Annotated in this window: 24 protein-coding genes and 1 pseudogene; 12 read left to right on the plus strand and 13 right to left on the minus strand. The window is 66.6% G+C overall.

Annotation, left to right across the window (positions count from 1 at the left end; all coding sequences use genetic code 11):
• Positions 1–121 precede the first annotated feature (121 nt).
• From pqqB to pqqE, 3 genes and pseudogenes are all read left to right on the plus strand, one after another.
• On the plus strand, positions 122–1036 hold the full coding sequence (pqqB, locus tag LZD57_RS00955) for a pyrroloquinoline quinone biosynthesis protein PqqB (protein WP_233717441.1): 915 nt from the start codon (positions 122–124) through the stop codon (positions 1034–1036).
• Positions 1033–2087, plus strand: a pseudogene (gene pqqC / locus LZD57_RS00960) (pyrroloquinoline-quinone synthase PqqC). Before pqqB ends, pqqC begins: the two are co-directional and overlap by 4 nt.
• Positions 2084–3220, plus strand: coding sequence for a pyrroloquinoline quinone biosynthesis protein PqqE (gene pqqE, locus LZD57_RS00970; RefSeq protein WP_233717243.1), 1137 nt, complete (start codon positions 2084–2086; stop codon positions 3218–3220). The pseudogene pqqC and the gene pqqE overlap by 4 nt, the downstream one beginning before the upstream one ends.
• 30 nt (positions 3221–3250) lie before the next feature.
• Here pqqE and LZD57_RS00975 read toward each other — a convergent pair whose 3' ends face one another.
• Positions 3251–4459 (minus strand): aminotransferase class V-fold PLP-dependent enzyme, encoded by a 1209-nt coding sequence (locus LZD57_RS00975; RefSeq protein ID WP_233717244.1) that lies wholly within the window; start codon positions 4457–4459, stop codon positions 3251–3253.
• 230 nt (positions 4460–4689) lie between these two features.
• On the opposite strand from LZD57_RS00975, the gene LZD57_RS00980 reads away from it, so the two are divergent.
• Together LZD57_RS00980 and LZD57_RS00985 are read left to right on the plus strand one after the other, a co-directional pair.
• The gene (locus LZD57_RS00980) at positions 4690–5070 is read left to right on the plus strand and encodes a PH domain-containing protein (RefSeq protein ID WP_233717245.1); all 381 of its coding nucleotides are present in this window, start codon (positions 4690–4692) and stop codon (positions 5068–5070) included.
• Positions 5071–5164: 94 nt separating this feature from the next.
• Complete coding sequence (locus LZD57_RS00985; RefSeq protein ID WP_233717246.1) at positions 5165–5677, plus strand: GNAT family N-acetyltransferase; 513 nt, start codon at positions 5165–5167, stop codon at positions 5675–5677.
• A 114-nt stretch (positions 5678–5791) separates the two neighbouring features.
• On the opposite strand, the gene purD is transcribed toward LZD57_RS00985, so the two are convergent.
• Positions 5792–7063, minus strand: coding sequence for a phosphoribosylamine--glycine ligase (gene purD / locus LZD57_RS00990; protein WP_233717247.1), 1272 nt, complete (start codon positions 7061–7063; stop codon positions 5792–5794).
• Between the two features lie 165 nt (positions 7064–7228).
• Here purD and ubiA point away from each other — a divergent pair, with 165 nt between their 5' ends.
• From ubiA to LZD57_RS01005, 3 genes are all read left to right on the plus strand, one after another.
• Positions 7229–8236, plus strand: a complete 1008-nt coding sequence (gene ubiA, locus LZD57_RS00995; protein ID WP_233717248.1) for a 4-hydroxybenzoate octaprenyltransferase — start codon at positions 7229–7231, stop codon at positions 8234–8236.
• A gap of 154 nt (positions 8237–8390) precedes the next feature.
• Entirely contained in the window at positions 8391–9182 is a 792-nt protein-coding gene (locus LZD57_RS01000; RefSeq protein ID WP_233717249.1) for a 4'-phosphopantetheinyl transferase family protein, read from the plus strand.
• A complete protein-coding gene (locus LZD57_RS01005) occupies positions 9179–10009 on the plus strand; it encodes a metallophosphoesterase family protein (protein ID WP_233717250.1) in 831 nt (276 codons plus the stop codon). Before LZD57_RS01000 ends, LZD57_RS01005 begins: the two co-directional genes overlap by 4 nt.
• Before the next feature lie 339 nt (positions 10010–10348).
• Here LZD57_RS01005 and LZD57_RS01010 read toward each other — a convergent pair whose 3' ends face one another.
• The 3 genes from LZD57_RS01010 to LZD57_RS01020 form a co-directional block, all read right to left on the minus strand.
• Entirely contained in the window at positions 10349–10966 is a 618-nt protein-coding gene (locus LZD57_RS01010) for a ribonuclease D (protein ID WP_233717251.1), read from the minus strand.
• A gap of 186 nt (positions 10967–11152) precedes the next feature.
• Positions 11153–11716, minus strand: coding sequence for a DUF992 domain-containing protein (locus LZD57_RS01015; RefSeq protein ID WP_233717252.1), 564 nt, complete (start codon positions 11714–11716; stop codon positions 11153–11155).
• A gap of 262 nt (positions 11717–11978) precedes the next feature.
• Positions 11979–12197: a hypothetical protein gene (locus LZD57_RS01020; protein WP_233717078.1), complete on the minus strand. Its 219-nt coding sequence runs from the start codon at positions 12195–12197 to the stop codon at positions 11979–11981.
• A 398-nt stretch (positions 12198–12595) separates the two neighbouring features.
• Here LZD57_RS01020 and LZD57_RS01025 point away from each other — a divergent pair, with 398 nt between their 5' ends.
• Positions 12596–13102 carry a putative pterin-binding protein gene (locus LZD57_RS01025; protein WP_233717253.1) on the plus strand — a complete coding sequence of 169 codons (507 nt, stop codon included), beginning with the start codon at positions 12596–12598 and terminating at the stop codon, positions 13100–13102.
• Entirely contained in the window at positions 13099–15018 is a 1920-nt protein-coding gene (locus tag LZD57_RS01030) for a putative bifunctional diguanylate cyclase/phosphodiesterase (RefSeq protein ID WP_233717254.1), read from the plus strand. Before LZD57_RS01025 ends, LZD57_RS01030 begins: the two co-directional genes overlap by 4 nt.
• A 34-nt stretch (positions 15019–15052) precedes the next feature.
• On the opposite strand, the gene upp is transcribed toward LZD57_RS01030, so the two are convergent.
• The 6 genes from upp to LZD57_RS01060 all read right to left on the minus strand — a co-directional run bounded on the left by upp (position 15053) and on the right by LZD57_RS01060 (position 20106).
• Positions 15053–15682, minus strand: coding sequence for a uracil phosphoribosyltransferase (gene upp, locus LZD57_RS01035; RefSeq protein WP_233717255.1), 630 nt, complete (start codon positions 15680–15682; stop codon positions 15053–15055).
• Between the two features lie 85 nt (positions 15683–15767).
• Complete coding sequence (locus tag LZD57_RS01040) at positions 15768–16805, minus strand: adenosine deaminase (RefSeq protein ID WP_233717256.1); 1038 nt, start codon at positions 16803–16805, stop codon at positions 15768–15770.
• The gene (locus tag LZD57_RS01045) at positions 16802–17992 is read right to left on the minus strand and encodes a phosphopentomutase (RefSeq protein WP_233717442.1); all 1191 of its coding nucleotides are present in this window, start codon (positions 17990–17992) and stop codon (positions 16802–16804) included. The genes LZD57_RS01040 and LZD57_RS01045 overlap by 4 nt, the downstream gene beginning before the upstream one ends.
• Positions 17993–18081: 89 nt before the next feature.
• The gene (locus tag LZD57_RS01050) at positions 18082–18675 is read right to left on the minus strand and encodes a TadE/TadG family type IV pilus assembly protein (protein ID WP_233717257.1); all 594 of its coding nucleotides are present in this window, start codon (positions 18673–18675) and stop codon (positions 18082–18084) included.
• Positions 18675–19271 (minus strand): TadE/TadG family type IV pilus assembly protein, encoded by a 597-nt coding sequence (locus tag LZD57_RS01055; protein ID WP_233717258.1) that lies wholly within the window; start codon positions 19269–19271, stop codon positions 18675–18677. The genes LZD57_RS01050 and LZD57_RS01055 overlap by 1 nt, the downstream gene beginning before the upstream one ends.
• Before the next feature lie 367 nt (positions 19272–19638).
• Complete coding sequence (locus LZD57_RS01060) at positions 19639–20106, minus strand: pilus assembly protein N-terminal domain-containing protein (RefSeq protein WP_233717259.1); 468 nt, start codon at positions 20104–20106, stop codon at positions 19639–19641.
• A 359-nt stretch (positions 20107–20465) separates the two neighbouring features.
• On the opposite strand from LZD57_RS01060, the gene LZD57_RS01065 reads away from it, so the two are divergent.
• Both LZD57_RS01065 and LZD57_RS01070 read left to right on the plus strand, forming a co-directional pair.
• Positions 20466–20639, plus strand: coding sequence for a Flp family type IVb pilin (locus tag LZD57_RS01065; protein WP_233717260.1), 174 nt, complete (start codon positions 20466–20468; stop codon positions 20637–20639).
• A gap of 293 nt (positions 20640–20932) precedes the next feature.
• Positions 20933–21436, plus strand: coding sequence for an A24 family peptidase (locus tag LZD57_RS01070; RefSeq protein ID WP_233717261.1), 504 nt, complete (start codon positions 20933–20935; stop codon positions 21434–21436).
• 27 nt (positions 21437–21463) lie between these two features.
• On the opposite strand, the gene LZD57_RS01075 is transcribed toward LZD57_RS01070, so the two are convergent.
• Positions 21464–22459 (minus strand): branched-chain amino acid ABC transporter permease, encoded by a 996-nt coding sequence (locus tag LZD57_RS01075; RefSeq protein WP_233717262.1) that lies wholly within the window; start codon positions 22457–22459, stop codon positions 21464–21466.
• Positions 22460–22461: 2 nt separating this feature from the next.
• Entirely contained in the window at positions 22462–23349 is an 888-nt protein-coding gene (locus LZD57_RS01080) for a branched-chain amino acid ABC transporter permease (protein WP_233717263.1), read from the minus strand.

Consider the following 23349-nt stretch of genomic DNA (forward strand, 5'->3'; position numbering starts at 1 on the left):
TATGGCCTGGAACAAGCCTGTTGTCACCGAAATCTGCATGGCGATGGAAATCAACGGCTACATGCCCGTCGAATTCTAATCGGTCGTGACTGCCGATATGGGCCGCGGGCGGGATGACCGCCTGCGGCTTTTTGTTTTGGGCTCGGCGGCCGGCGGCGGCTATCCGCAGTGGAACTGCCTGTGCGATGTCTGCCGGCTTTACTGGGCCGGCGACGAACGGGTCGTAGCGCGCTCCCAGTCCTCGATCGCCGCTTCCGCCGACGGGCGCAACTGGCTCCTTCTGAACGCCTCGCCGGATCTGCGCGATCAGATCCTGAAATCGCCACGGCTCTCGCCGGCGGCGAGTGCCGGTCCCCCCGGGAGGCGGGCGACGCCGATCTCGGCCGTGCTCGTCACCAATGGCGACGTCGATCACATCGCCGGGCTTTTGACGCTGCGCGAGAAGCAGCGTTTTCCGCTTTACGGGACCGCCGGCGTTCTCGGCATGATCGCGGACAGCCCGGTTTTCCAGGTGCTCGATCCGGCCTTCGTCGACAAGCGCCCGGTGGCGATCGGCGTCGGCTTCGAGCCCTTGCCGGGCCTTTTCGTCGAGATCTTCTCCGTGCCCGGCAAGGTGCCGCTGTTCATGGAAAAGGGCGAGGTGGACGTCGGCGAGGAAAGCGAGATGACCGTCGGCGTGAAGCTTTCGGCGCATGGAAAGACCGCCTTCTACATTCCCGGCTGCGCCCATCTGCCGGAGACGCTGAAAGCGCGCATTCGCGGCGCCGACACGCTGCTCTTCGACGGCACGCTCTATGCCGACGACGAGATGCGCCGGGCCGGCGTCGGGGAGAAGACCGGCCGGCGCATGGGCCACATGCCGATCTCGGGCGAGGGCGGCAGCCTCCACGCCTTCGAAGGGCTCGACATTGCCCGCCGTGCCTATATCCACATCAACAACACGAACCCCGTTCTCGTCGAGGGGTCGAGCGAAAGAGGGACCGTCGAGGCCGCCGGCTGGACGGTCACCCGTGACGGGATGGAGATCGCCTTATGACTAATTCCCGATCCGAGATGATGACCGGTCCGGAACTCGAGGCGGCGCTGCGCCGGATCGGCGAGACGCGCTACCACTCGCTCCATCCCTTTCAGACCCTGTTGCAGGAAGGCCGGCTGAATCAGGCGCAGGTCCAGGCCTGGGCGCTGAATCGCTACTATTACCAGGCCAACATTCCGGTGAAGGACTCCTACATCCTCGCCCGGCTCGGCACGGTCGAGCTTCGCCGCGAGTGGCGCCAGCGCATTCTCGATCACGACGGCTCCGAGACCGAGCGCGGCGGCATCGAGAAGTGGATCGCGCTGACCGACGGCGTCGGCCTCGATCGGGACTACGTCATGTCCGGCCGGGGTATCCTCGCCGGGACGCGCTTTGCCGTCGACGCCTATGTCCATTTCGTCCGCGACCGCTCGCTGCTCGAAGCCATCGCCTCGTCCCTGACGGAGCTCTTCTCGCCGAACGTCATCGGCGTGCGCACCAAGGGCATGCTGGCGCATTACGATTTCATCTCGCAGGAAACCCTGGCCTATTTCGACAAGCGGCCGGTGCAGGCCAAGCGCGACAGCGATTTCGCTCTCGGCTACTGCCTCGAATACGCCGACACGCGCGAGAAGCAGGAGGCGGTGATGGCGGCGCTGCGCTTCAAGTGCCAGGTTTTGTGGGCGCAGCTCGATGCGTTGTACTACGCCTATGTCGAGCCGGCCCTGACGCCGCCGGATGCCTGGCGTCCGGGCGAAGCGGAGAGCGGCCGGGAGGCGGCCTGATGGCGGAACTCCGGGGCATCGCCGACGACACCGTCCCGGCCCTGCCGCGCGGGGTGAAGTTCCGCGAGGACAAGGCCCGCGGCCGCCACGTGCTGCTCGGGCCGGAACGGATCTTCGAGGCCGATCCGATCGCCACCGAGATCTTGAAGCGGATCGACGGCAGGACGACGTTCAAGGAGATCCTCGGTCAACTGACCCAGTTGTTCACCGCCGACGAGGCGACGATCCGTCCGGATGTCGAGGCACTCCTGACGGATCTGTCCGACAAGCAGATGGTGACCTTATGAGCGAAACGATTCTTCTCGATCGCCCGAGTGCGGCGGTCGAGCCCCGGCCGCAGCCGCCCCTCGGTCTTCTCGCCGAGGTGACTCACCGCTGCCCCTTGCGCTGCACCTACTGTTCCAACCCGCTGCAGCTGGATCCGAAGTCTTCGGAACTCGATACCGAGACCTGGAAGCGCGTGTTCTCGGAAGCCGCCGAACTCGGCGTCATCCACCTTCACATGTCCGGCGGCGAGCCGACGGCGCGGCGCGACATCGTCGAACTGATGCGCCATGCCGCCGAGGTCGGCCTCTACACCAACCTCATCACCTCCGGGATCGGCGTCGACGAGGCGAAGCTCGACGCGCTCGTCGAGGCCGGCTGCGACCATATCCAGCTGTCGATGCAAGGCGCCGACGAGGGCATCACCCAGCGCGTCGGCGGTTACAAAGGCGGCTTCGAGCGAAAGCAGGCCTTCGCGCGGGCCGTCGTCGCCCGCGGCGTGCCGCTGACGCTCAACGCCGTGATCCACCGGATGAACATCCATCAGGTGCCGGAGATGATCGAGAAGGCGGTGGAGTTCGGCGCCAAACGACTGGAGATCGCCCACACCCAATATTACGGCTGGGCGCTGAAGAACCGGGCGCAGCTGATGCCCGCCCGCGAGGACGTGGACCGGACCATCGAGGAGGTCGAGACGGCCCGCGAGCGCCTCAAGGGCACGCTGGTGATCGACGCGGTGTTCCCGGACTATTATGCCCGCTATCCGAAGCTCTGCAACGGGGGCTGGGGAACGCGGACCTTCTCGGTCACGCCGTCCGGCAAGGTGCTGCCCTGTCATGCCGCCGAGACGATCACCCATCTCGGCTTCTGGAACGTCCGCGACCACTCGCTCGCCGAGACCTGGTACGACGGGCCGGCCTTCGAGGCTTATCGCGGCACGTCCTGGATGAAGGAGCCCTGCCGCTCCTGCGAGCGCAAGCATGTCGACTTCGGCGGCTGCCGCTGCCAGGCCCTGGCTCTGACCGGCGACGCGGCGAACACCGATCCGGTCTGCATCAAGTCGCCGCTGCACGAGAGCATCGGGGCGATGGCGACGACGGAATCGGCCGTCGCCGAGCCGGGCGCGGCGACCTATCGCGGGTTTCGGGCGGGCTAAAACCTCCGCGTCCGCCCGACCGGCGCCGAGCTATTCGGCGGCCTGTCGCTCGGCCAGCACCGGTGCGTTCGCCTCGCGGAAATGGGCATGGGCCGCGGCGACGCCGGCGCCGGGCGTGATGTCCGCGCCCGCGTCGGCGAGCGAGATCTCCGCCGCAGCGAGCGCCGAAAGGCACATCACCTCGTTGAGATCGCCGAGATGGCCGATGCGGAAGACCTTGCCGTTCAGTCGCGCCAGCCCGCCGCCGAAGGAGGTATTGTAACGCTCGTAGGCGATCTTGATCACCCGGTTGGCGTCGACGCCCTCGGGCACGGTAATCGCCGAGACCGTGTCCGAATGCCACTGCGGCCCGGCCGCGACGAGCTTCAGGCCGAGCCCCTCGACGCCGCGGCGGACGCCTTCGGCGAGGCGCCGGTGCCGGGCAAAGACGTTGTCCAGCCCCTCCTCGAAGAGCATGTCGAGCGCGGCGCGCAGTCCGTGGAAGAACTGCGTCGGCGGCGTGTAGGGGAAATAGCCCTGATCGTTCGTGGCGATCTGGTCGGCGAAGGTGAAATAGCTGCGGGCCATCTTCGGCCGCTCGTCCCGGTTCGCCGCGAGCGCCTTTTCCGAAACCGACAGGAACGACAGGCCGGCCGGCAGCATGAAGCCCTTCTGCGAGCCGGCGACGGCGAGGTCGACGCCCCATTCGTCCTGGCGAAAGTCGATCGAGGCGATCGAGGAGACGCCGTCGACGAAGAGCAGGGCGGGATGGGAATGGGCGTCGAGAAGCCTCCGCACGCCGGCGATGTCGGAGGTGACGCCCGTGGCCGTCTCGTTGTGGGTGACGAAGACGGCACGGATCTCGTGACCGGTGTCGGCGGCGATCCGCTGCTCGTAGGCGTCGAGCGGGACGCCCTTGCCCCATTCGACGTCGACGACGTCGACGTCGAGGCCGAGACGCTGGGCCATCTCCACCCACAAATGGGAAAACTGCCCGAAGCGGGCCATCAGCACCTTGTCGCCGCTTGCCAGCGTGTTCTGGACCGCCGCTTCCCAGGCGCCGGTGCCCGAGGAGGGGAACATGAACACCCGGCCGCTCTCGTTCCTGAAGGCGCGCTTCAGGTCACGGAACAGGCCGAGGGTCAGGTCCGGCAGATCCGGCGCCCGCTGATCCTCCATCGTCACGTTCATGGCGCGGCGCACCCGGTCCGGCACGTTGGTCGGTCCGGGAATGAAGAGCTGTCTGATGCCGTGTCTCACGTCGTCCTCCCTGTCGCGCCGCAGACGGCGTCGTCGGGCGCTGAGGGCGCCCGGATTTTGCCGCGATGGTAGCGAGGGCGGGAGTAAAGGGAACTTTAATTTTCTCATCGCATACGACAGAAAAACTTAGGGGTGGCGCCGGATTTTTTCCGCTTTCCGCCTTATGTCCTGATCCGGCACGCCGGGGGCGGGGCGTGACCGTCTTTGCACCAACGAGGAGATGAGCGGCGATGGGACTTCTATCCGGCCTGATGGGCCTGACCAGCGACGTCGACGTGGACGAGGTTCGCGCCGAACTGGCACCGATCATGATCGACGGCGAAGAAATCGTCCTCGCCTTCATGGTGGTGCGGGACATGCTCGTCTTTACCGATCTCAGGCTGATCATCGTCGACAAGCAGGGCATGACCGGCCGAAAGCGGACGATCCAGTCGATCCCCTATCGGGCGATCACGACGTTTTCGATCGAGACGGCCGGCACCTTCGACGCCGATTCCGAAATGACCATCTGGATGAGCGGCCAGCCACCGCTCGTCCGTGAACTGTCGCGCCGGTCGAACATCGCCGGCATCCAGAAGGCCCTGGCCGAAGGCGTGCTCGCGCGGCGCTGAGGGGCGCAATTGCCCCGGCGACAGGTTTTCGCCGCTTTGGTAAAAAAATCTTAAGCTTGATGGATCGAAATCGCATCTCGGGAGTTGAGAAGCGATGCCGACGATCACCACCGCCATAAGATTTGCCGAAGTGAGGGACGCCGCCGCCCTGGCGAACGTCCACGAGTCGGCTTGGCGCGGCGCCTATGCAGGCCTGATCCCCCATGGCTGCCTGAATTCGATCCTCCAGCGGCGGCAGTCCGGCTGGTGGCAGCGCGCGGTGCAGGGCGGCGCGGGCATCCTCGTCGTCGAATATTGCGGTGAAACGATCGGCTACGCCACCATGGGGCGAAACCGGACCGAAGCCCTCGCCGTCGACGGCGAAATCTACGAATTGTATCTCAAGCCGTCCCACCAGGGCGTCGGTTTCGGCCGGCGCCTTTTTGCTGCCAGCCGGAAGCTTCTGCGCGAGCGGAGCTTCGAAAGTCACGCCGTCTGGGCGCTCGCCGACAATTCGCTGGCCACCGGTTTCTACGAGCGGCTGGGCGGTGAGGTGATCGCCGAAGGCGAGGAGCGGTTTGCCGACAAGGCGCTTCGCAAGATCGCCTATGCCTGGCCCGCGAAGTGATCCGGCCTCGCGATCGGCTGCAGGAACGGCATTGCGCCACGGGCTGACGCACCCGCAATTCCCGAGCGAAGAGGTGCGGACGCCTCGCCCGGTCGTACCGTCCGGCGTCGAGGGTCAGGCACCCTCGACCATGATGGCCCGGTGGCCGATGTCGGTGCGGAAGAAGCCGTCGTCCCAGCCCACCTGATCCACCGCCGCGTAGGCTCGCGCCGCCGCTTCGCGCACCGTGGCGCCGCGCGCGGTGACGTTCAGCACCCGGCCGCCGGTCGCCACGAGCTGGTCGCCGTCACGGCTGGTGCCGGCATGGAAGACGTGGGTGACCGCGTCGTCGGCCGGAAGTTTCGTGATCTCGGTGCCCTTCTTGTAGCTTCCCGGATAGCCTTCCGCCGCCATCACCACCGTCAGCGCCCGGTCCCGAGACCATGTCGGCGCGACGGCGGAGACGTCGCCCTTGGCGGCCGCCAGGAAGGCCTCGAGCGGATCGCTGTCGAGACGCATCATCAGGACCTGCGCTTCGGGATCGCCGAAGCGGACGTTGTATTCGATCAGCTTCGGCCCGGTCTCGGTCAGCATCAGCCCGGCATAGAGGATGCCCCGAAACGGCGCGCCGATCTCGGCCATGCCCTTCAGCGTCGGCTCGACGATCTCCCTCATCGCCCGCTCGACCAGACGCTCGCTCATCGCCAGAGCCGGCGAATAGGCGCCCATGCCGCCGGTGTTCGGTCCGCGGTCGCGGTCGAAGGCGCGCTTGTGGTCCTGGGCGGTGCCGAACACGACGGCCCTGCTGCCGTCGCAAAGGCAGAAGAGGCTGGCCTCCTCGCCTTCGAGGAATTCTTCGATGACGATCTCGGCGCCCGGACCGCCGAAGTCGCCTTCGAAGCAGCCGTCGACCGCCGCCATCGCCTCGGCCCGGTTGGTCGCGATGGTCACGCCCTTGCCGGCCGCCAGCCCGTCGGCCTTGATCACCGTCGGATAGCCGGTCTCGTCGAGATAGGTCTTGGCCGCGGCCGCGTCGGTGAAGCGCTTGTATCGGGCGGTGGGAATGTCGTGGCGTGAGCACAGATCCTTGGTGAAGCCCTTCGAGCCCTCGAGCCGCGCGGCGGCCGCCGACGGCCCGAAGACGAGGATGCCGGCTTCCTCCAGCCGGTCCGCCAGACCGGCCACCAGCGGCGCCTCCGGCCCGACGACGACGAGGCCGATGCCGGCATCGCGGCAGAAGCGGACGATCGCATCGTGATCGGCGACGTCGAGCGAGACGATTTCCGCGCATTCGGCGATGCCGGGATTGCCGGGCGCCGCATAGAGCCGGTTCAGCATCGGCGACTGGGCGATCTTCCAGGCGAGGGCATGTTCGCGGCCGCCGGAGCCGATCAAGAGGACATCCATGCGCATTTCCTGGCTCGAGCCGCTGTCTGACTTCTTCATGAGAGTGGCGATAGGGGCCGACGGGCCGCGAGGTCAAGGACGGCGGCTGGCGAAAAAATCGCGGCAGGAAGGATTGCGGCGTGATTTTCACTTGACTGCAGCAATCATGCACACACTGTGGTCGCCATGGCGAATCTCAAAACCAGCCTGGCTGAATCACCCGATCGGGTCTCCGACGCGCCGGTGTACAACTGGGTCTATCGCTGGCTGCCGAGGGCGATCTGGCCCTACGCTCAGCTCGCCCGTTGGGACCGGCCGATCGGCTGGCAGCTCCTGTTGTGGCCCTGCTGGTGGTCGGCGGCGCTGGCGCCCCAGGCGGTTGCGCCGAGCGCGGTGCATACGGGACTGCCCAGCCTGTGGCACCTGTTCCTGTTTCTCGTCGGCGCGATCGCCATGCGCGGCGCGGGCTGCACCTACAACGACCTCGTCGATCACGACATCGACGACAAGGTGGCGCGGACCCGCTCGCGCCCGCTGCCCTCCGGGCGGGTCAGCCGCGGGCAGGCGAAGCTGTTTCTCGTCCTGCAGTCGCTGCTCGGCTTTCTCGTCCTCCTCCAGTTCAATCCCTTCGCGGTGCTTCTCGGCATCCTGTCGCTCCTGACGGTGGCGATCTATCCGTTTCTCAAGCGCTTCACCGACTGGCCGCAGCTCGGCCTCGGCCTCGCCTTTTCGTGGGGCGCGCTGATGGGCTGGGCCGGCCACTGGGGCTCGCTGTCGCTGTCGCCGCTGCTGCTCTATGCCGGGTCGATCCTCTGGACGATCGGCTACGACACGATCTATGCGCACCAGGACAAGGAGGACGACGCGCTCGTCGGCGTCAGGTCGACGGCTCGCCTGTTCGGCCAGCGGACGCGCGAAGCGCTGACGGTCCTCTATCTCGGGACGATCATCCTGTTCTTCGCCGCCTTCGCCACGTCCCCGATGGGCGCTGCGGGGGGCCCTTCCTGGCCCGCCTACGCGGCGCTCGCCATCGGCGCGGTGCAGATGGTCTGGCAGATCCTCAGCCTCGACATCGACGATCCCGATCAGTGCCTCGGCCTGTTCAAGTCGAACACGGTGTTCGGCTGGATCATCTTCTTCGGCCTGATCTTCTCGGCGCTGTTCTCGCTGTCGATGCCGGTCGCCGCCGGCTGAGGCGCTCGCCGCGTCTCGCGGTCGATTTTCGATCTCGTCGGCGGTGCTGCTCCTCGCGAAGCCGGCGAGGCGTTCCCACATTCGGGCCTTCTCCTCCGCGGGCGACAGTCGTCGTCGCGCGCCAGTCGTTTGGGAGTTCATCCTGCCCGAAGCCGTGCTCGATCCCCGCACCATCGACATCCATCTCGCCGATCCGGCTCTTGCGGGCGATCGGCGGGAGACATGGCTGCCGCTGCTCGATCCGGCCGAGCGCGCCCGCTACGAGCGCTACCGGGTCGATGGCGCGAGGCGGGAATATCTGACCGGCCGCGCGCTGGTGCGGACGACCTTGTCGCGCTACGCCGACGTCGCCCCGGCCGCCTGGCGCTTCGAAACAAATCGCTACGGCCGCCCCGCGATCGGGGCGGATCAGGCCGATCTCGCGCCGGGTCTCGTCTTCAATCTCTCCCATACGAGAGGCCTCGTCGCGCTTGCCGTGGGCAAGGACTGCGACCTCGGCGTCGACGTCGAATGGATCTCCCGGGAAAACGAACTCGCCAGGCTCTGCGACCGCTATTTCGCCCCCGGCGAGGCCGCCTATGTCCGGGCCGGCGAAGGAGCGGAGTTGACGGAACGCTTCTTCGCCTTCTGGACGCTGAAGGAGGCCTACATCAAGGCGCGGGGCATGGGCCTCGCCTTGCCGCTCGACGGCTTTGCCTACGACATCACCGGCGATGCGCCGACGATCTGCTTCGAGCCGAGCTGCCCGGACGATCCGGCCCGCTGGCGTTTTCTTCGGCGGGCCGTCGGGTCGAGCCATCGGCTCGCTCTCGCCGTCGCTTCCCGGCAGGACGCGTTGCGGCTGCGCCTGCGACGCGTCGTGCCGCTAGAAGAGGCTGCTGCCGAGGAGGCTGCGCCCGTCGATGACGTGGTCCTGCCGGGGGAGAGCGGGCGGCGCGCCTCGTGAGACTTTACGCCGTCGCCGATCTTCATCTGGGCTTTGCGGCCAATCGCGAGGCCCTCGCCGAAATCCGGCCGCGCCCGGACGACTGGTTGATCCTTGCCGGCGACGTCGGCGAGACGTCCAATCACCTGCGCCTCGCCTTCGAGACCCTCGCGCCGAAATTCCGGCAACTCGTCTGGGTGCCCGGCAATCACGAACTCTGGGCGGTCGGCGAGCGCGGCGCGGCTCCCGGCGAAGCCCCGCGGCGGGGGGAAGACCGCTATCGCGCCTTCGTCGAACTCTGCCGGGACTACGGTGTGCTGACGCCCGAGGACGACTACCCGCTGATCGAGATCGATGGCAGTGCGCTCCGGCTGGTGCCGATGTTCCTGCTCTACGATTATTCCTTCCGCCCGCCGGATGTCGCCGCGGAGGACGCGCTGGCCTGGGCGCGCCAGGGCGGGGTGCGCTGCGCCGACGAACAGTTTCTCTCGCCCGCGCCGTTCGCCAGCCGTTCCGAATGGTGCCGGGCGCGCTGCGAATCGACCGAGGCGCGGCTCCTGGCGCTCGGCGGGGAGAGCGTCCCGCGGGTGCTCGTCAATCACTGGCCGCTGCGGGAGGAATTGGCCCGGCCGCCGCGCATTCCGCGCTTTTCGTTATGGTGCGGCACGAAGCGGACCGAGGATTGGCATCGCCGTTTCAACGCCGGCGCGGTGGTCTCGGGCCACCTTCACATGCCGTCGAGCCGGATCGTCGACGGGGTCCGGTTCGAGGAAGTCTCGTTCGGCTATCCGAAACAGTGGCATGGGCGGCGCGCGCCGGACGATGCGCTCCGCCGGATCGTGGTCTGAGGGGCCGCGCCGCGGCCCCTCAGCCCGTCGTGCCGTTCAGGCGACGAGATTGAGGAAGCCGGCGGCGATGGCGACGGCGACGAACAGGAGCCCGGTGACGGCGATGGTCTGGGCGGCTTCGGTATGGAACAGGCTGCGGAGCATGGCGGCGAACCTTTCATGATGGCGTTGCGCTCTGCGCCGGATGTGGTCTTTTCCGTCTCTTTGCGACATTCGGATTGCGACATCGGGTGACGCAACGCGTACATTCGTCATTGATGGCGAATTTTTCGGAAAGCCGCCGGCAAGCTTCGGCCCGGTCGCGCCTTTTTGGCCGGGGCTACGACCCGCCCTCGGGCCTCAGGCGGAGTGGGAAAAGATGTCCTCCTCGCCCCAGCCGGCGAGGTCGAGCTTCACCCGGGTCGGCAGGAAGGAAAAGCAGGCCTTGGCGAGATCCATGCGCTCCTCGCGGTCGAGCCGCTTGTAGAGGACGCCCATGATGTCGTGGAGATAGAGGACGTCCGAGGCGGCATATTCGATCTGGGCCTGGGACAGGGTTTCGGCTGCCCAGTCCGAGGACTGCTGCTGCTTCGACAGGTCGACGCCGATGAGTTCGCGCGCGAGGTCCTTGAGCCCGTGGCGGTCGGTATAGGTGCGGGTCAGGCGCGAGGCGATCTTGGTGCAGAAGACGTTGGCGGTCATGACCCCGAAGGCGTGATAGAGCGCCGCGACGTCGAAGCGCGCGTAGTGGAAGATCTTGGTCTTCGATGCGTCCTTCAGGAGCGCGGCGATGTTCGGCGCCTCGCGCTGGCCCTTGGCGATCTGGACGACGTCCGCGGTGCCGTCGCCCGGCGAGAGCTGGACGACGCAGAGCCTGTCGCGTCGCGTGTCGAGGCCGAGCGTCTCGGTATCGATGGCCACGGGGCCGTTGTAGCGGGAGAGGTCGGGAAGGTCGCCCTTGTGCACGCGGATGGTCATGATCTGCCCTTGTCGATTCGTAATCCCTCAAATCGATAGCGGATTTCGCCCGAAAGCCCAAAAACCCACGCGGTGCCGGCTATTTGCAGAGCGCGGCACGCTTCAAGGCGAAGACGAAGACCGCAATGAAAAAGGGCGGCGCCGTTTCCGGCACCGCCCGTTCGCGACGTGTCTTTTCGAACGTGGCTATTCGGGACGGACGACGCTGCCGTCCGGAGTGACCGGCTGGGCTGGCACTGCGACCGGTGCCGCGGCAGCCGGCACCGCCACCGCGGGCTGAAGGGTGAGCTTGGAAACGCCCAGCGCCGCGTTGATCCCTTCCTGTGCCTGGACGCTGACCGGCTGCAGCGTAAAGCTGTCGTTGGCACCCCCGACGAGGACGTTGGCGCCGCCGCCGACGATCGCCGAAGCTTCGGCCGTCGCGCCGACATAGGTGCCGGCAAGTGCGCTCTGCTGGTAGGCGGTGCCGTCGGCCACGACCACCGCCCAGGTCATCACGGTCCGTCCGGTCACGCCGACGTCGAGACCGAACGTGTCCAGCGAACCGGCATAGACCTCGCGGGGGCCGCCGCCGGCGGGCGTGAATTCGCAGACCAGCTCTTCCGACGAGCCAACGATGAACCCGGTGGAGCCCTTGCTGTGGCAACCCAGCGTCCCGGCTTCCACCGCGGCGGAAGCCGGCATGGCGAAGAGGGGCAGGGAAAGGGCGGTCGCAGCAGCGAGCGCGAGGGGAATGTGACGATTCTTCATGGGAACGTACCTCATTACAGCGATGTGTCCGCTTCGGATGAGGCAAACCGCATCGAGGACGGGGCGTTCCACTTTCTGACGTTGCGGAATTGCGAATTTTTCCGGCCAGGGGCGAGAGGGAGCCTTTCCGCCGGACCGGCAAACGAGAAACCGCCCCGGGGAGGACGGGGCGGTTTCCATGGGCTGTCCGGCCCCTCGCGAGCGGCGGGGAGGGGACCGGTAACGGGGTATGGCCGGACAGCGGGAGGACGGGTCGTAGCGCTCAGTGGCAGGACTTGACGCGCTTCCAGACCCAGAGCTTGTTGCCGCACTCGTCGTAGCCGGCGAAGACCTTCTGCTTTTCGACGTGGCAGACCTTCTCGTAGCGGACGGTGTCGTAGCCGTAGTGCGGCTTGTGCCAGCTCTTGGCACTGGCCGGGGCCGAAAGGGCGGTGCCGGCGACGACGACGGTGGCGAGGGCGATGAGGGTGTTGCGGATCATTGTCGGGCTCTCCTGAGGGTTTGATCGGTGCCGGTCTGTCGACCTTGGCGTCTTGCGTGCCGGTCGTCTCGACCGATGCCCGACGAGTGAAAAGCCCAGAGCCGATTTTGCGCCGGCATGGATTCTGCCGGACCCTGATCTCGCAAAAGGAAGGTCGGACAGGGCGGTGCCGGCAGCGCGCCATATCCCGGCGCCGGGGGGCAAGTCGCTTCGATGGTGGCCGTCGACGATCTGGGGCGCTTACAAAATTTCGGGAAAAACATGCCGATCGAAAGTAAAAACCATTCATCGTCTTGAGAAGATATGTCCCGTTATTCACGGGCGATCGGCGGCTTTAACTCACTTGCAATGATCTATCCACATGATCGACCCCGTCTCCGGCAGGCGAGGTCGATGTCATGGCAATCACGAGGCGAGATCTGTTGGGCGCCGGCGCGTTTGCGGCGGTGTCGCTGAGGAACGTCCGCTTCGCGGCGGCCGAAACCGGCCTCGACGATCCTGCTGCTGCCGTCCTTTCCGTCACTCGCCGCGGAGAGAGGCTCGCCGCCTTCAGCCGCAACGATCTCGCCGCGATGCCACAGTCGCGGATCGCGACGCGAACCCCCTGGACGGAGGCGGTCACCCGTTACGAGGGTCCGTCCGTCGAGCATCTGCTCGCCCGCTTCCCGTCCTCCTCCGAGCCGCTGCGGCTGCTCGCCCTCAACGACTATCTGGTGACGGCGGATGCGCGGATGCTGATCGAAGGCCGTGCGATCCTGTCCATCCGGGAAGAGGGGGTCTTCATGCCGGTGTCGTCCAAGGGGCCGGTGTTCCTGATGTTTCCCTTCGATGCCGATCCCTGCCTGCAGTCGCAGCAATATTATTCCCGTGCGGTATGGCAATTGGTCGCGATCGGTCTGTCATGAAGCGCTTTTCGTTGAACGACCTGGCCAACGCGCGATGGTTCGTCGCCGCGCTGTTGCTCGCCACCACGCTTCTGGCGCTGGCGGCCATGGGAACGTCCGTCGAGACCGAGAAATATCAGCAGGGACTGTTCGAAGCGTCGTCCTACAACGCGACATTCGACTATTCCCGGGCGCAGATCGAGATCGAGAGACTGGCCCGGTCGATCGAGCGCTTCCGGGCCGGCGACGTCGACCGGCAGCAGCTCGAAACGGCGTTTTCGGTGGTGGCGACGCGGCTCGAGACACTGCCCGCCCGGATGGTCGGACGGCCGTTTCGCGACGCTCTCGTCGCCCGCGACGCGTTGCAGGCTGCATGCGACGAGTTCGTCTCGTTGCGACCCGTCATGGAGCAGCCGGAAATCGCCGGCCGGATGGTCGGCCGGTTCGACGACGTGGCCCGGACGTTCTCGCGGCTGACGACGACCGCCAACGCCGTCCATGGCGACATCGTCGAGGGCCGGCGGGTTCGGCTTTCGAACGCGTTGGCCGATCTCGGCTTCAATCTGAGGCTCCTGTTCGGGATCGGCCTCGTGCTGGTGGTCGTGCTGATTCAGCAGAAGCTGCGTTTCCGGAGACAGGCGCTGACCGACCCTCTGACCGGCCTGCCGAACCGCGCGGCGTTCCAGACCTGGGCGGAGCGGGTCTTTGGCGCGAGGGAGGTCGCCGTCGCCGTCATCGACGTCGACCATTTCAAGGAGGTCAACGACGGCAGCGGCCATCAGCGGGGCGACAGGCTGCTCTGCGACCTCGGCGGGGTGTTCAAGGCGGCGACCGCCCGCTCAGGCCAGGTGGCGCGCATCGGCGGCGACGAATTCGCGCTTCTCTTCGTCGGCGCCGGGGCAGAGCAGCAGGCGGAACACGCTTGTGCTGAGGCGGCCCGCCGCCTGGGCGCACTCGCCGTCGACTGCAACGACCGCCGGCCGACGCTCAGCATCGGCATCGCGGCGGTGGCCGAGGGCAAAGCCTCTCTCGAGGGCCTGCTGCTCGACGCCGACTCGGCCATGTACTGCGCCAAGAGCGGCGGTGGCGATCGCATCGTCGTCGCTTCGCGGGAGTTCCGCAGCCAACTGGAACAGCGCCGTCTCCTGCAACGCGACCTGGCGAGCGCGGTCGCGCGGGGCGAGTTCCAGACGGTGTTTCAGCCGATCGTCGAAGTCGGCAATCTGCGGGCCCACGGCTTCGAGACGCTGTTGCGGTGGGATCATCCCGATCTCGGGCGCCTGTCACCGGACTTCTTCATTCCGCTCGCCGAGGAGAACGGCGCGATCGTCGAGATCGGCCGCTTCGTTCTCGACAGGGCGCTGTCGATTGCCGCCAACTGGCCCGATCCCCTGACCGTTTCCGTCAACGTTTCGGCCCTTCAACTCGGCGACAGGGCCTTCGTCGCCCATGTCCGGCAATCGCTGCTTCGTCACGCCGTGGCGCCGCACCGGCTGATCCTGGAGATCACCGAAACGGTGCTGATCCGCAACGGCAATGCCAAGAGCGTGCTCGACGAATTGCGGGCGCTCGGCGTCGGCATCGCGCTCGACGATTTCGGCACCGGCTATGCCTCGATGGGCTATCTGCGCCAGTACCGCTTCGACAAGATCAAGATCGACAAGTCCTTCGTCTCGACGATGGTCGACGAGGGCAAGAGCGCCGCGATCGTCCGGGCGATCTGCGGCCTTGCCCGCGACATCTCCGCCACCGTCGTCGCCGAGGGCATCGAGACCGAGGAACTGCTGGCGCTCGTCGGCGACGCCGGATGCCAGCTCGGCCAGGGCTACCTCTTCGCCCGGCCGATGAGCGCGCTGCAGACGACGCTGTTCATCGAACGGAGCGGATGGGGCGGCGTCGCGGCGGTGCCGCGACCGCAACTTGCCGCGACGGCCTGACCGCGACGGCTCGACCGGCATCGGAGGCGGCCGCCTATTTCGTGCCGTACATCCGGTCGCCGGCGTCGCCGAGGCCGGGCACGATGTAACCCTTCTCGTTGAGATGGCTGTCGATCGCGGCAGTATAGACGTCGACGTCGGGATGCGCGGCGCGGAAACGCTCGATGCCTTCGGGTGCGGCGAGCAGGCACAGGAAGCGGATGTTGCGGGCGCCGCGCTCCTTCAGCTTCTCGATGGCGGCGATGGCGGAGTTGGCCGTCGCCAGCATCGGGTCGACGACGATGATCAGACGATCGGCGAGATCTTCCGGCGCCTTGAAGTAGTATTCGACCGGCTGCAGCGTCTCGTGATCGCGATAGATGCCGACATGGGCGACGCGGGCGGCCGGGACGAGGTCGAGCATGCCCTCGAGAAGCCCGTTGCCGGCCCTGAGGATGGACGCGAAGACCAGCTTCTTGCCCTCCAGCGTCGGCGCGTCGATCGTCGTCATCGGCGTCTCGATGCGCACCGTCGTCAGCTGGAGATTGCGCGTCACCTCGTAGCACAGAAGCGTCGAGATCTCCCGCAGGAGCCGCCTGAAGCTCGCCGTCGACGTTTCCTTGTCGCGCATGATCGTCAGCTTGTGCTGGACCAGCGGATGGTCGATGACGGTGATGCCCTCCATGATGCCCTCTCTTTCGGCTCGCGCGTTGGATGTGGTCGACGGGTGGATTCCTGCTCGCCCGGCGATATCGGATCTTTTCTCCGGTCTAGTCGGATGTGGCGGGCGAGCCAAGCGAAAGCGCCGCGATCTGGAAGCGGTCGAGCAGTCGGCGCCTGACGTCTTCCTCGACGAAGGCCGCCTCGATGGCGTTGCGGGTGAGGCCGATCCGCTCGGCGTCGGTCAGGCCGTTCTCCGCCGCCAGCCGGTATTCCCGGGAAAGATGCGTGTGGAAGAACGGCGGGTCGTCCGATCCGAGCGTCGCCCGGACGCCCGCCGCGACCAGCCGCTTCAAGGGATGGGCGGCGATGGCGGGATAGATGCCGAGGGCGAGATTGGAACCCGGGCAGACTTCGAGGACGATTCCCTTCTCGGCGATCTCATGGACGAGAGCCGGATCCTCGACGGCGCGCACGCCGTGGCCGATCCGCGACGGCTTCAGCCATCGGATGGCTTCCCGGACGCTGTCCGGCCCGCAGAGCTCCCCGGCATGGGCGGTGAGGCCGAGCCCGGCATCGCGGGCGACGTCGAAGGCTTTGGCGAAATCGCGCGCCGCGCCGATCCGCTCGTCGCCGGCGAGGTTGAATCCGGTGACGAAGGGCCGACTCGGCCCGGCGGCAAACTGCGCCGCCGCCTCGACGGCCTCCGGCCCGAGATGGCGGACGCCGACGACGACCATGCGCGCCTCGATCCCGGTCTCGTCCCGCGCCCGCACGATCCCCGCGGCGAGGCCGCGGGCGTAGACCTCCGGTTCCGTGCCGCTCGATCGCGCGTGGTCGGGGGAGATGAAGAACTCGGCATAGAGCGCACCCTGCGCCGCGAGTTCGCGCAGGTAGGCAAAGGCGAGGTCGGCATAGTCCTCCTCGCTGCGGAACACCGTCGCGGCATGATCGTAGGCGGCGAGAAAGCTGGTGAAGTCGTGCCAGACATAGGCGCCGTCCCGGATGATCGCCGAGATGTCGACGCCGTATCTCTGCGCCAGTCGCTCCACCAGGGCGGGGGGCGCTGCCCCCTCGATGTGGCAATGGAGTTCTGCGAGCGGAAACGGCCCGGCGCCGGTCCCGCGTGCCGGCCGCGAAGCGGTCACAGAAAACTCCTGCCGTGGCGGGTGGGATCGAGGCCGAGATGCACGGCGACGCTCGCGCCGATGTCGGCGAAGCTCTCGCGCCGGCCGATCGGCTTCGGCTCCAGCGAGGGGCCGAAGGCGAGGACGGGTACGATCTCGCGGGTGTGGTCGGTGCCCGCGAAGGTCGGGTCGCAGCCGTGATCGGCCGTGACGATCGCAACGTCGCCCGGTTTCATCACGGCCTGCAATTCGGGCAGCCGGCGATCGAAGGCTTCGAGCGCCGCCGCATAGCCGGCGACGTCGCGCCGATGGCCGTACTCAGAATCGAAGTCGACGAAGTTGGCGAAGACGAGATCGCCATCCGCCGCCTCGTTCATCGCATCGAGGGTCCGATCGAACAGTGCCATGTTGCCGTCTCCCTTCCAGATCCGGGAGATGCCGCGATGGGCGAAGATGTCGGCGATCTTGCCGACGGCGTGGACGCTGCGCCCCACCGCCAGGTCGAGCAGGGTCTGCTCCGGCGGCGGAACGGAGTAGTCGCGGCGATTGGCGGTTCGGGTGAAGGTCTCGGCGCTCTCGCCGACGAAGGGCCGGGCGATCACCCGGCCGATGTTCAGGGGATCGACGTGGCGGCGGGCGGCCGCGCAGACGTCGTAGAGGCGGTCGAGACCGAAAGCGGTCTCGTGGGCGGCGATCTGCAGGACGCTGTCGGAGGACGTGTAGAAGATCGGCCTGCCGCTCGACAGGCTTTCCTCGCCGAGTTCACGGATGATCTCGGTCCCCGAGGCGTGCCTGTCGCCGAGGATGCCGGAAAGGCCGGTGTCGTCGATGATCTGACGGATCAGTTCGGGCGGGAAGGTCGGCACGGTCCTCGGAAAATAGCCCCACTCGAAGGGCACCGGCACGCCGGCGATCTCCCAATGGCCGGAGGGTGTGTCCTTGCCGCGCGAGATCTCGCGGGCCGAGCCCCACACGGCTTCCGGGCGCCTGGCGCCTTCGCCGCGTCCCGCCGCCGCATGGAGGCCGAGCCGCTGGAGATTGGGAATGGCGAGTTCGCCGCGCCGTCCGCCCGAAACGTCCGCATGACCTGCCCGGCAGGCCTCGAGAATGTGGCCGAAGGTGTCGGATCCCTCGTCGCCGAACGCCTCGGCATCCGGCGCCGCGCCGATGCCGAAGGAATCGAGCACCAGGATGATCGCCCGCGCCATGTCCGCCTCCTGCCCGTTGCGCGAGGCCGAAGACCGGCGGCCCGTCACCCCGCGAAATTCAGGCATGCCTGCTGCGATCGACAGCCGGATCAGCAGCCCGAGCAGACCACCTTATCGCCGAGGCGCGGCGTATGATAGCTCGTCTCGCCCATCTTGATCGGTCCGACGAGGCCGAAGCCCCCGAGCGTCACGTAGTCGTAATAGGCGTCCGTCATGAGGACGTAGATGCCCTTTTCGTTGGCGAACTCGGTGGGGAGGTCGTAGGTCTGCCCGGCGACGAGCGGCGTCGTGCCGACCAGGGCATTGTGGGAGCGGGTCCAGTCGACCGTCGCCTTGCCGTTCGCGTCGATCTTCACCTGGGTGACGCGCAGAAACACCTTCGACGCGTCGTATGGCTGCATCAGCGAGGCGGTGACGTCGAACAGCGAATCGATCTGGCTGGGGGTCGCGACCTCGACCTGCCCGACGAGATCGCCGATCGTGCCGGCCGCATTGTGGATCTTGCGGTTGATCGCGAGGGCGACCGCCGCGTCCGAGCCACCCATGTAGAGAATTGCGATGAACGGAACGACGATGGCGAACTCGACGGCGGCGACGCCCCGCTTGTCGCGCGGCAGGTTTGCTGCCGCGTCAAAGACGCGCTGCATCGCGAAGCGGAGGCGATCGAGGCGGCCGATGATCATCAGTACGGCTCCGTGATGAAGGCTGCGCTGCCGACCACCATGAAGGAACGGTCGCTCATGCTGGTCGCCATCTGGCGCAGGACGTCGACGTAGAGCGGCCACTTGTAATAGGCCTTGAGGGAGGTGATCGTCTCGCCGGAGGGCTTGGTGTAGGAAAAGCCCGTCGTGTCGAGATCGCCGTCCTTGATCGGTGCGCCGATCGGAACGGCGCCGAACGACCCGTAGGTCTTCATGTCGACCTGCAGCTTCGTGCAGTCGAAGAGAAATTTCACCTCGGTGCAGAGTTTGGCCTTGAATTCGTCCTTGGTCAGATCGGCGCTGGTGATCTGGCCGGTGCGAACCTCCCGCCCGATCTTGGATACCGCGCGATCCATCACGAGTTCGGCGTAGAAGATCGTCGCCGTCTCCATCAGGACGAGCAACAGGACGAAGAACGGGAACGCCAGGATGACGAATTCGATCGCGACGGCGCCGTCGCGGTTGCGAAGAAAGGACGGGATGCCTCGCCGGCCGGGTGCCTGCCGGTCCGCGTCGGTCCCCGCCTTGCGGTGCCGGGCCTTCGGGGCCGAAACGTCGTGGTCTTTCATCGTGAGCATCGCACTTTCCGAAAATCGATGCCGAACGGCGTCTTTCAGTCGATGCGGCCGTTTTCGCCCGGCCCGCGCGGCCCGAGAGCACCGCCGGGAGAATGGCCGAGAAGACTTAGGAAAGCGTTACGTTGGGGGAGAGACTTTCATCGAAAGCAAGGATTTCGACGACCCCCGGGGCCATCGCCCATTGCCATATGGCGGCGCGTGGAGCGCGTTCGGTGGGGACGTGTCGCCGCTCTCTTCCTGCTCCGTGATACCGACCTTCGGGCGGGCAGGCGCTCGGGCGACGTCGATTTCGAGCCGCCGTGGCCGGCACGTCGAGCGACGGCGTGTCGGCGAACGCAGCCGCCGCACCGCTGCGACACGGCGGTGATCAGTTGCCCTTGGCGGCCTGTTCGACAATGTTCTGGCGCTGGGTCTGTTGCTGCACGACCGCGCCGAAGCTGTTCATGTCGTCGCCGACGGTGACGGTTGGAACGCATTTCGGCGTGCATGCATAGGTCGAACGGCTGGCCTGCCGATAGACGCGGACGGTGTTGTCCTCGAAGGTCTGCACCGAGACCTGTTCGTCGACGAAGGCCTCGCCGTCTTCGCCGAGGATCACGACATTGGTGATGCCGCTGCTCTTGCCGGTGAGGACGAGACGGTTGGACGACAGAACCTGCACGTCGACGATGGCGGGATTGCCGACGATGACGGTGCCGGCCGGCTTTTCCAGTTCGATCACCTTGGCCTGGTCCATCTCGACCGAAAGCGGTTCCTTGGCTGCCGCCAGATTCGGCGAAACCGCCAGGAAGACGATGGTCGACAGCAAGTAGGCGACGGCTGTTCGCAGGGCCATGGTGAAAAATCCGATCGATCATTTTGGTGGCGGATTGTTTGCCACTCTCGCCGATCACGCTGAACGAAGCATTAACGGGCGATGGCGCGGGCGCCCCGAGCAATCACGGAAACCGTTGAGACGTAGCGCTTTCGTCCTGCTGCGAGCCGATCGAAGGCCGGCTGGGCCGTGGGCGGTCCAATCGGTCAGCGGCGTCGCTCGACGATGGTCCATACCAGTGACAATCGGGCGAAGCGCCGAATAAGTAAAAATCAACCAATCAATTTAAGCCCATCGCAACGGCACGCGGCTAGGGTCAGCCTCACCCGATCGACGGGACAGTCGACGGGCGCGCTACCCCGAGATCTCAAGGAGTCACCATGTCCAATCTCATCGCTCGCTTTGCCAAGAACGAATCCGGCGCCACCGCCATCGAATACGGCCTGATCGGCGGTATCATGGCCGTCGCCCTGCTCGCCATGTTCGCGATCTTCACGCCGAAGATGGAAGAAGCCCTGGGCAACATCGGCGACAAGATGGTTTCCGGCAAGTAATCCTCGCAGTCGTCTTCGGACGACGCGTCGACGGATCGCAACGTGGGCGGCCGGCAGTTTGCCGGCTGCCCACGATCGTTTCTGCCCCTGTGCTGATCGGGCGCTCCGTCGGTCTCGCCTCGACGTCGACGGGCCGGGACGGGGGCGGCATGGCACCGCGCCGGGCCCGGCCGGACGAAGACCTCGTAAACGAAGGTCTCACCTTTTGCGTCCATGGTCTTGCGCGCAGGTGCTTCGCGCCGAACGCGGTGGCAGGTCCCTGCGATCGGGACGCCGCGGTGAAAGGAGACGCCATGCTCACCACAGTTTTGCTCCTCACCGTCTTTCCCTTCGCGATGATCTACAGCGCGCTGACCGATCTTCTGGAAATGAAGATCGAAAACCGGGTGATGATCGTGCTCGCGGCCGCCTTCGTGCCGGCGGCATATCTCGTCGGCATGCCCTGGCCGACCTTCGGGGGCCATCTCCTCGTCGGCTTCCTCTGCCTCAGCGTCACCTTCGCGATGTTTGCGGCCGGCTGGATGGGCGGCGGCGATGCCAAGCTGATCGCGGCGACCGCGCTCTGGTTCGGCCCGAGCATGCTGTCGGCGGAGTATCTTCTCTTCTCCGCCCTCGTCGGCGGCGCGCTGACGGTGACGCTGCTGGTCCTGCGGGGGCATTTCCTGCCGGTGACGGGCGTGGAGTTCGTCGATCGCCTGATGGAGACGGAGACCGGCGTTCCCTACGGCATCGCGCTCGGCGCAGCCGGCCTCTACGTCTATTCCGACAGTTTCTGGCTGACCGCGGCGCTCGGCTGACGGCGCCGGTCGCGGGAAGCCTCCCGCTTACCGCTTCATCAGCCGGATCGCCTCGCCGACGATGCCTCTGCGGAACAACAGGACGCAGAGCACGAAGACGACGCCGATGATCACGGTAACCGGCACGTCGGACGTCGCGAAATAGTTCTGCATCGTCACCACCACCGCCGCGCCGAGCGAGGGGCCGAAGATCGTTCCCATGCCGCCGAGCAGCGTCATCAGCACGACTTCGCCGGACATCTGCCAGGCGACGTCGGTGAGCGTCGCGATCTGCAGGACGATCGCCTTCATCGCACCGGCCAGACCGGCGATCGTCGCCGACATGACGAAGGCGGCGAGCTTGTAGCGCTCCACCCGGTAGCCGAGCGAGATCGCCCGGTTCTCGTTCTCGCGGATCGCCTGGAGGACGTGGCCGAAGGGCGAGTGGACGATGCGCCAGACGGCGAAGAAGCCGAACAGGAAGACGAGGAGCACGAAATAGTAGATGTTCAGCGGCCGGTTGAGGTCGACGAGGCCGAGGAGATCGCCGCGCGGCACGCCCTGGATGCCGTCCTCGCCGTGGGTGAAGGGCGCCTGCAGGAAGATGAAGAAGATCATCTGCGACAGGGCCAGCGTCACCATGGCGAAATAGATGCCCTGGCGGCGGATGGCGAGGGCGCCGACGGCAAGGCCCATGAGGCCGGCCCCGACCGCGCCGACGAGGATCGCCGAGAGCGGCTCGAATCCCCACACCTTGGCGGCATGGGCGGCGAAATAGGCGGCGCCGCCGAAGAAGGCCGCATGGCCGAAGGACAACAGCCCGACATAGCCGAGGAGAAGGTTGAAGGCGGTGGCGAAGAGCGCGAAGCACAGCACCGTCATCAGGAAGACCGGATAGACGAAGAAGGGCGCCGCGATCAGCCCCGCGACGGCAACGATGGCAACCGCAAGGCCGATCCGCGACAGGTTCTTCTGCCGCGCGTGGCCTGCCTCGATGCTCTCGCCCTGGGGCGCGGCGGTGCCGGATTGGGTGAGGCTCGACATCGTCAGATCTCCTTGCCGAACAGGCCGGCCGGCCGAAGCATCAGGACGATCGCCATGATGACGAAGACGACGATGTTGGAGGCTTCGGGATAGAACACCTTGGTCAGGCCCTCGAGAATGCCGAGCACGTAGCCGGTGACGATCGCTCCGCCGATCGACCCCATGCCGCCGATGACGACGACGGCGAAGACGATGATGATGAGGTTCGAGCCCATCAGCGGCGAGACCTGGTAGATCGGCGCGGCGAGGACGCCGGCAAGGCCGGCGAGACCGGCGCCGAGCGCGTAGGTCAGCGTCAGGAGCAGCGGCACGTTGACGCCGAAGGCCTGGACGAGCTGCGGATTCTCGGTCGCGGCCCGAAGATAGGCGCCGAGCCGGGTCTTCTCGATCAGGAGCCAGACGGCGAGGCAGATGACGATCGAGGCGACGACGACGAAGCCGCGATAGTTCGGCAGGAACATGAAGCCGAGATTGGTGCCGCCCGAAAGCAGGGCCGGTCCGGCATAGGGCTGGCCCGCCGCGCCGTAGTACCAGCGGAAGGTGCCCTCGATGATCAAGGCGAGGCCGAAGGTGAAGAGCAGGCCGTAGAGATGGTCGAGGTCGTAGAGCCGCGACAGCATCGTCCGCTCGATCAGCGCCGAGATGGCCGCGACGATCAAGGGCGCGACGATCAGCGCCGGCCAGAAGCCGATGCCGGTGTAGAAGAGCAGGAGATAGGCGGTGAAGGCGCCGAGCATGTATTGCGCGCCATGGGCGAAGTTGATCACCCGCAAGAGCCCGAAGATCACGGCGAGGCCGAGCGACAGGAGCGCATAGAACGAGCCGTTGATGAAGCCGATCAGGAGCTGGCCGAGAAGGGCAGGGAGGGGAATGCCGAAGAGCATCGTCAT

The sequence above is a fragment of the Jiella avicenniae genome (assembly GCF_021390325.1).
GTDB classification, from domain to species: domain Bacteria; phylum Pseudomonadota; class Alphaproteobacteria; order Rhizobiales; family Rhizobiaceae; genus Jiella; species Jiella avicenniae.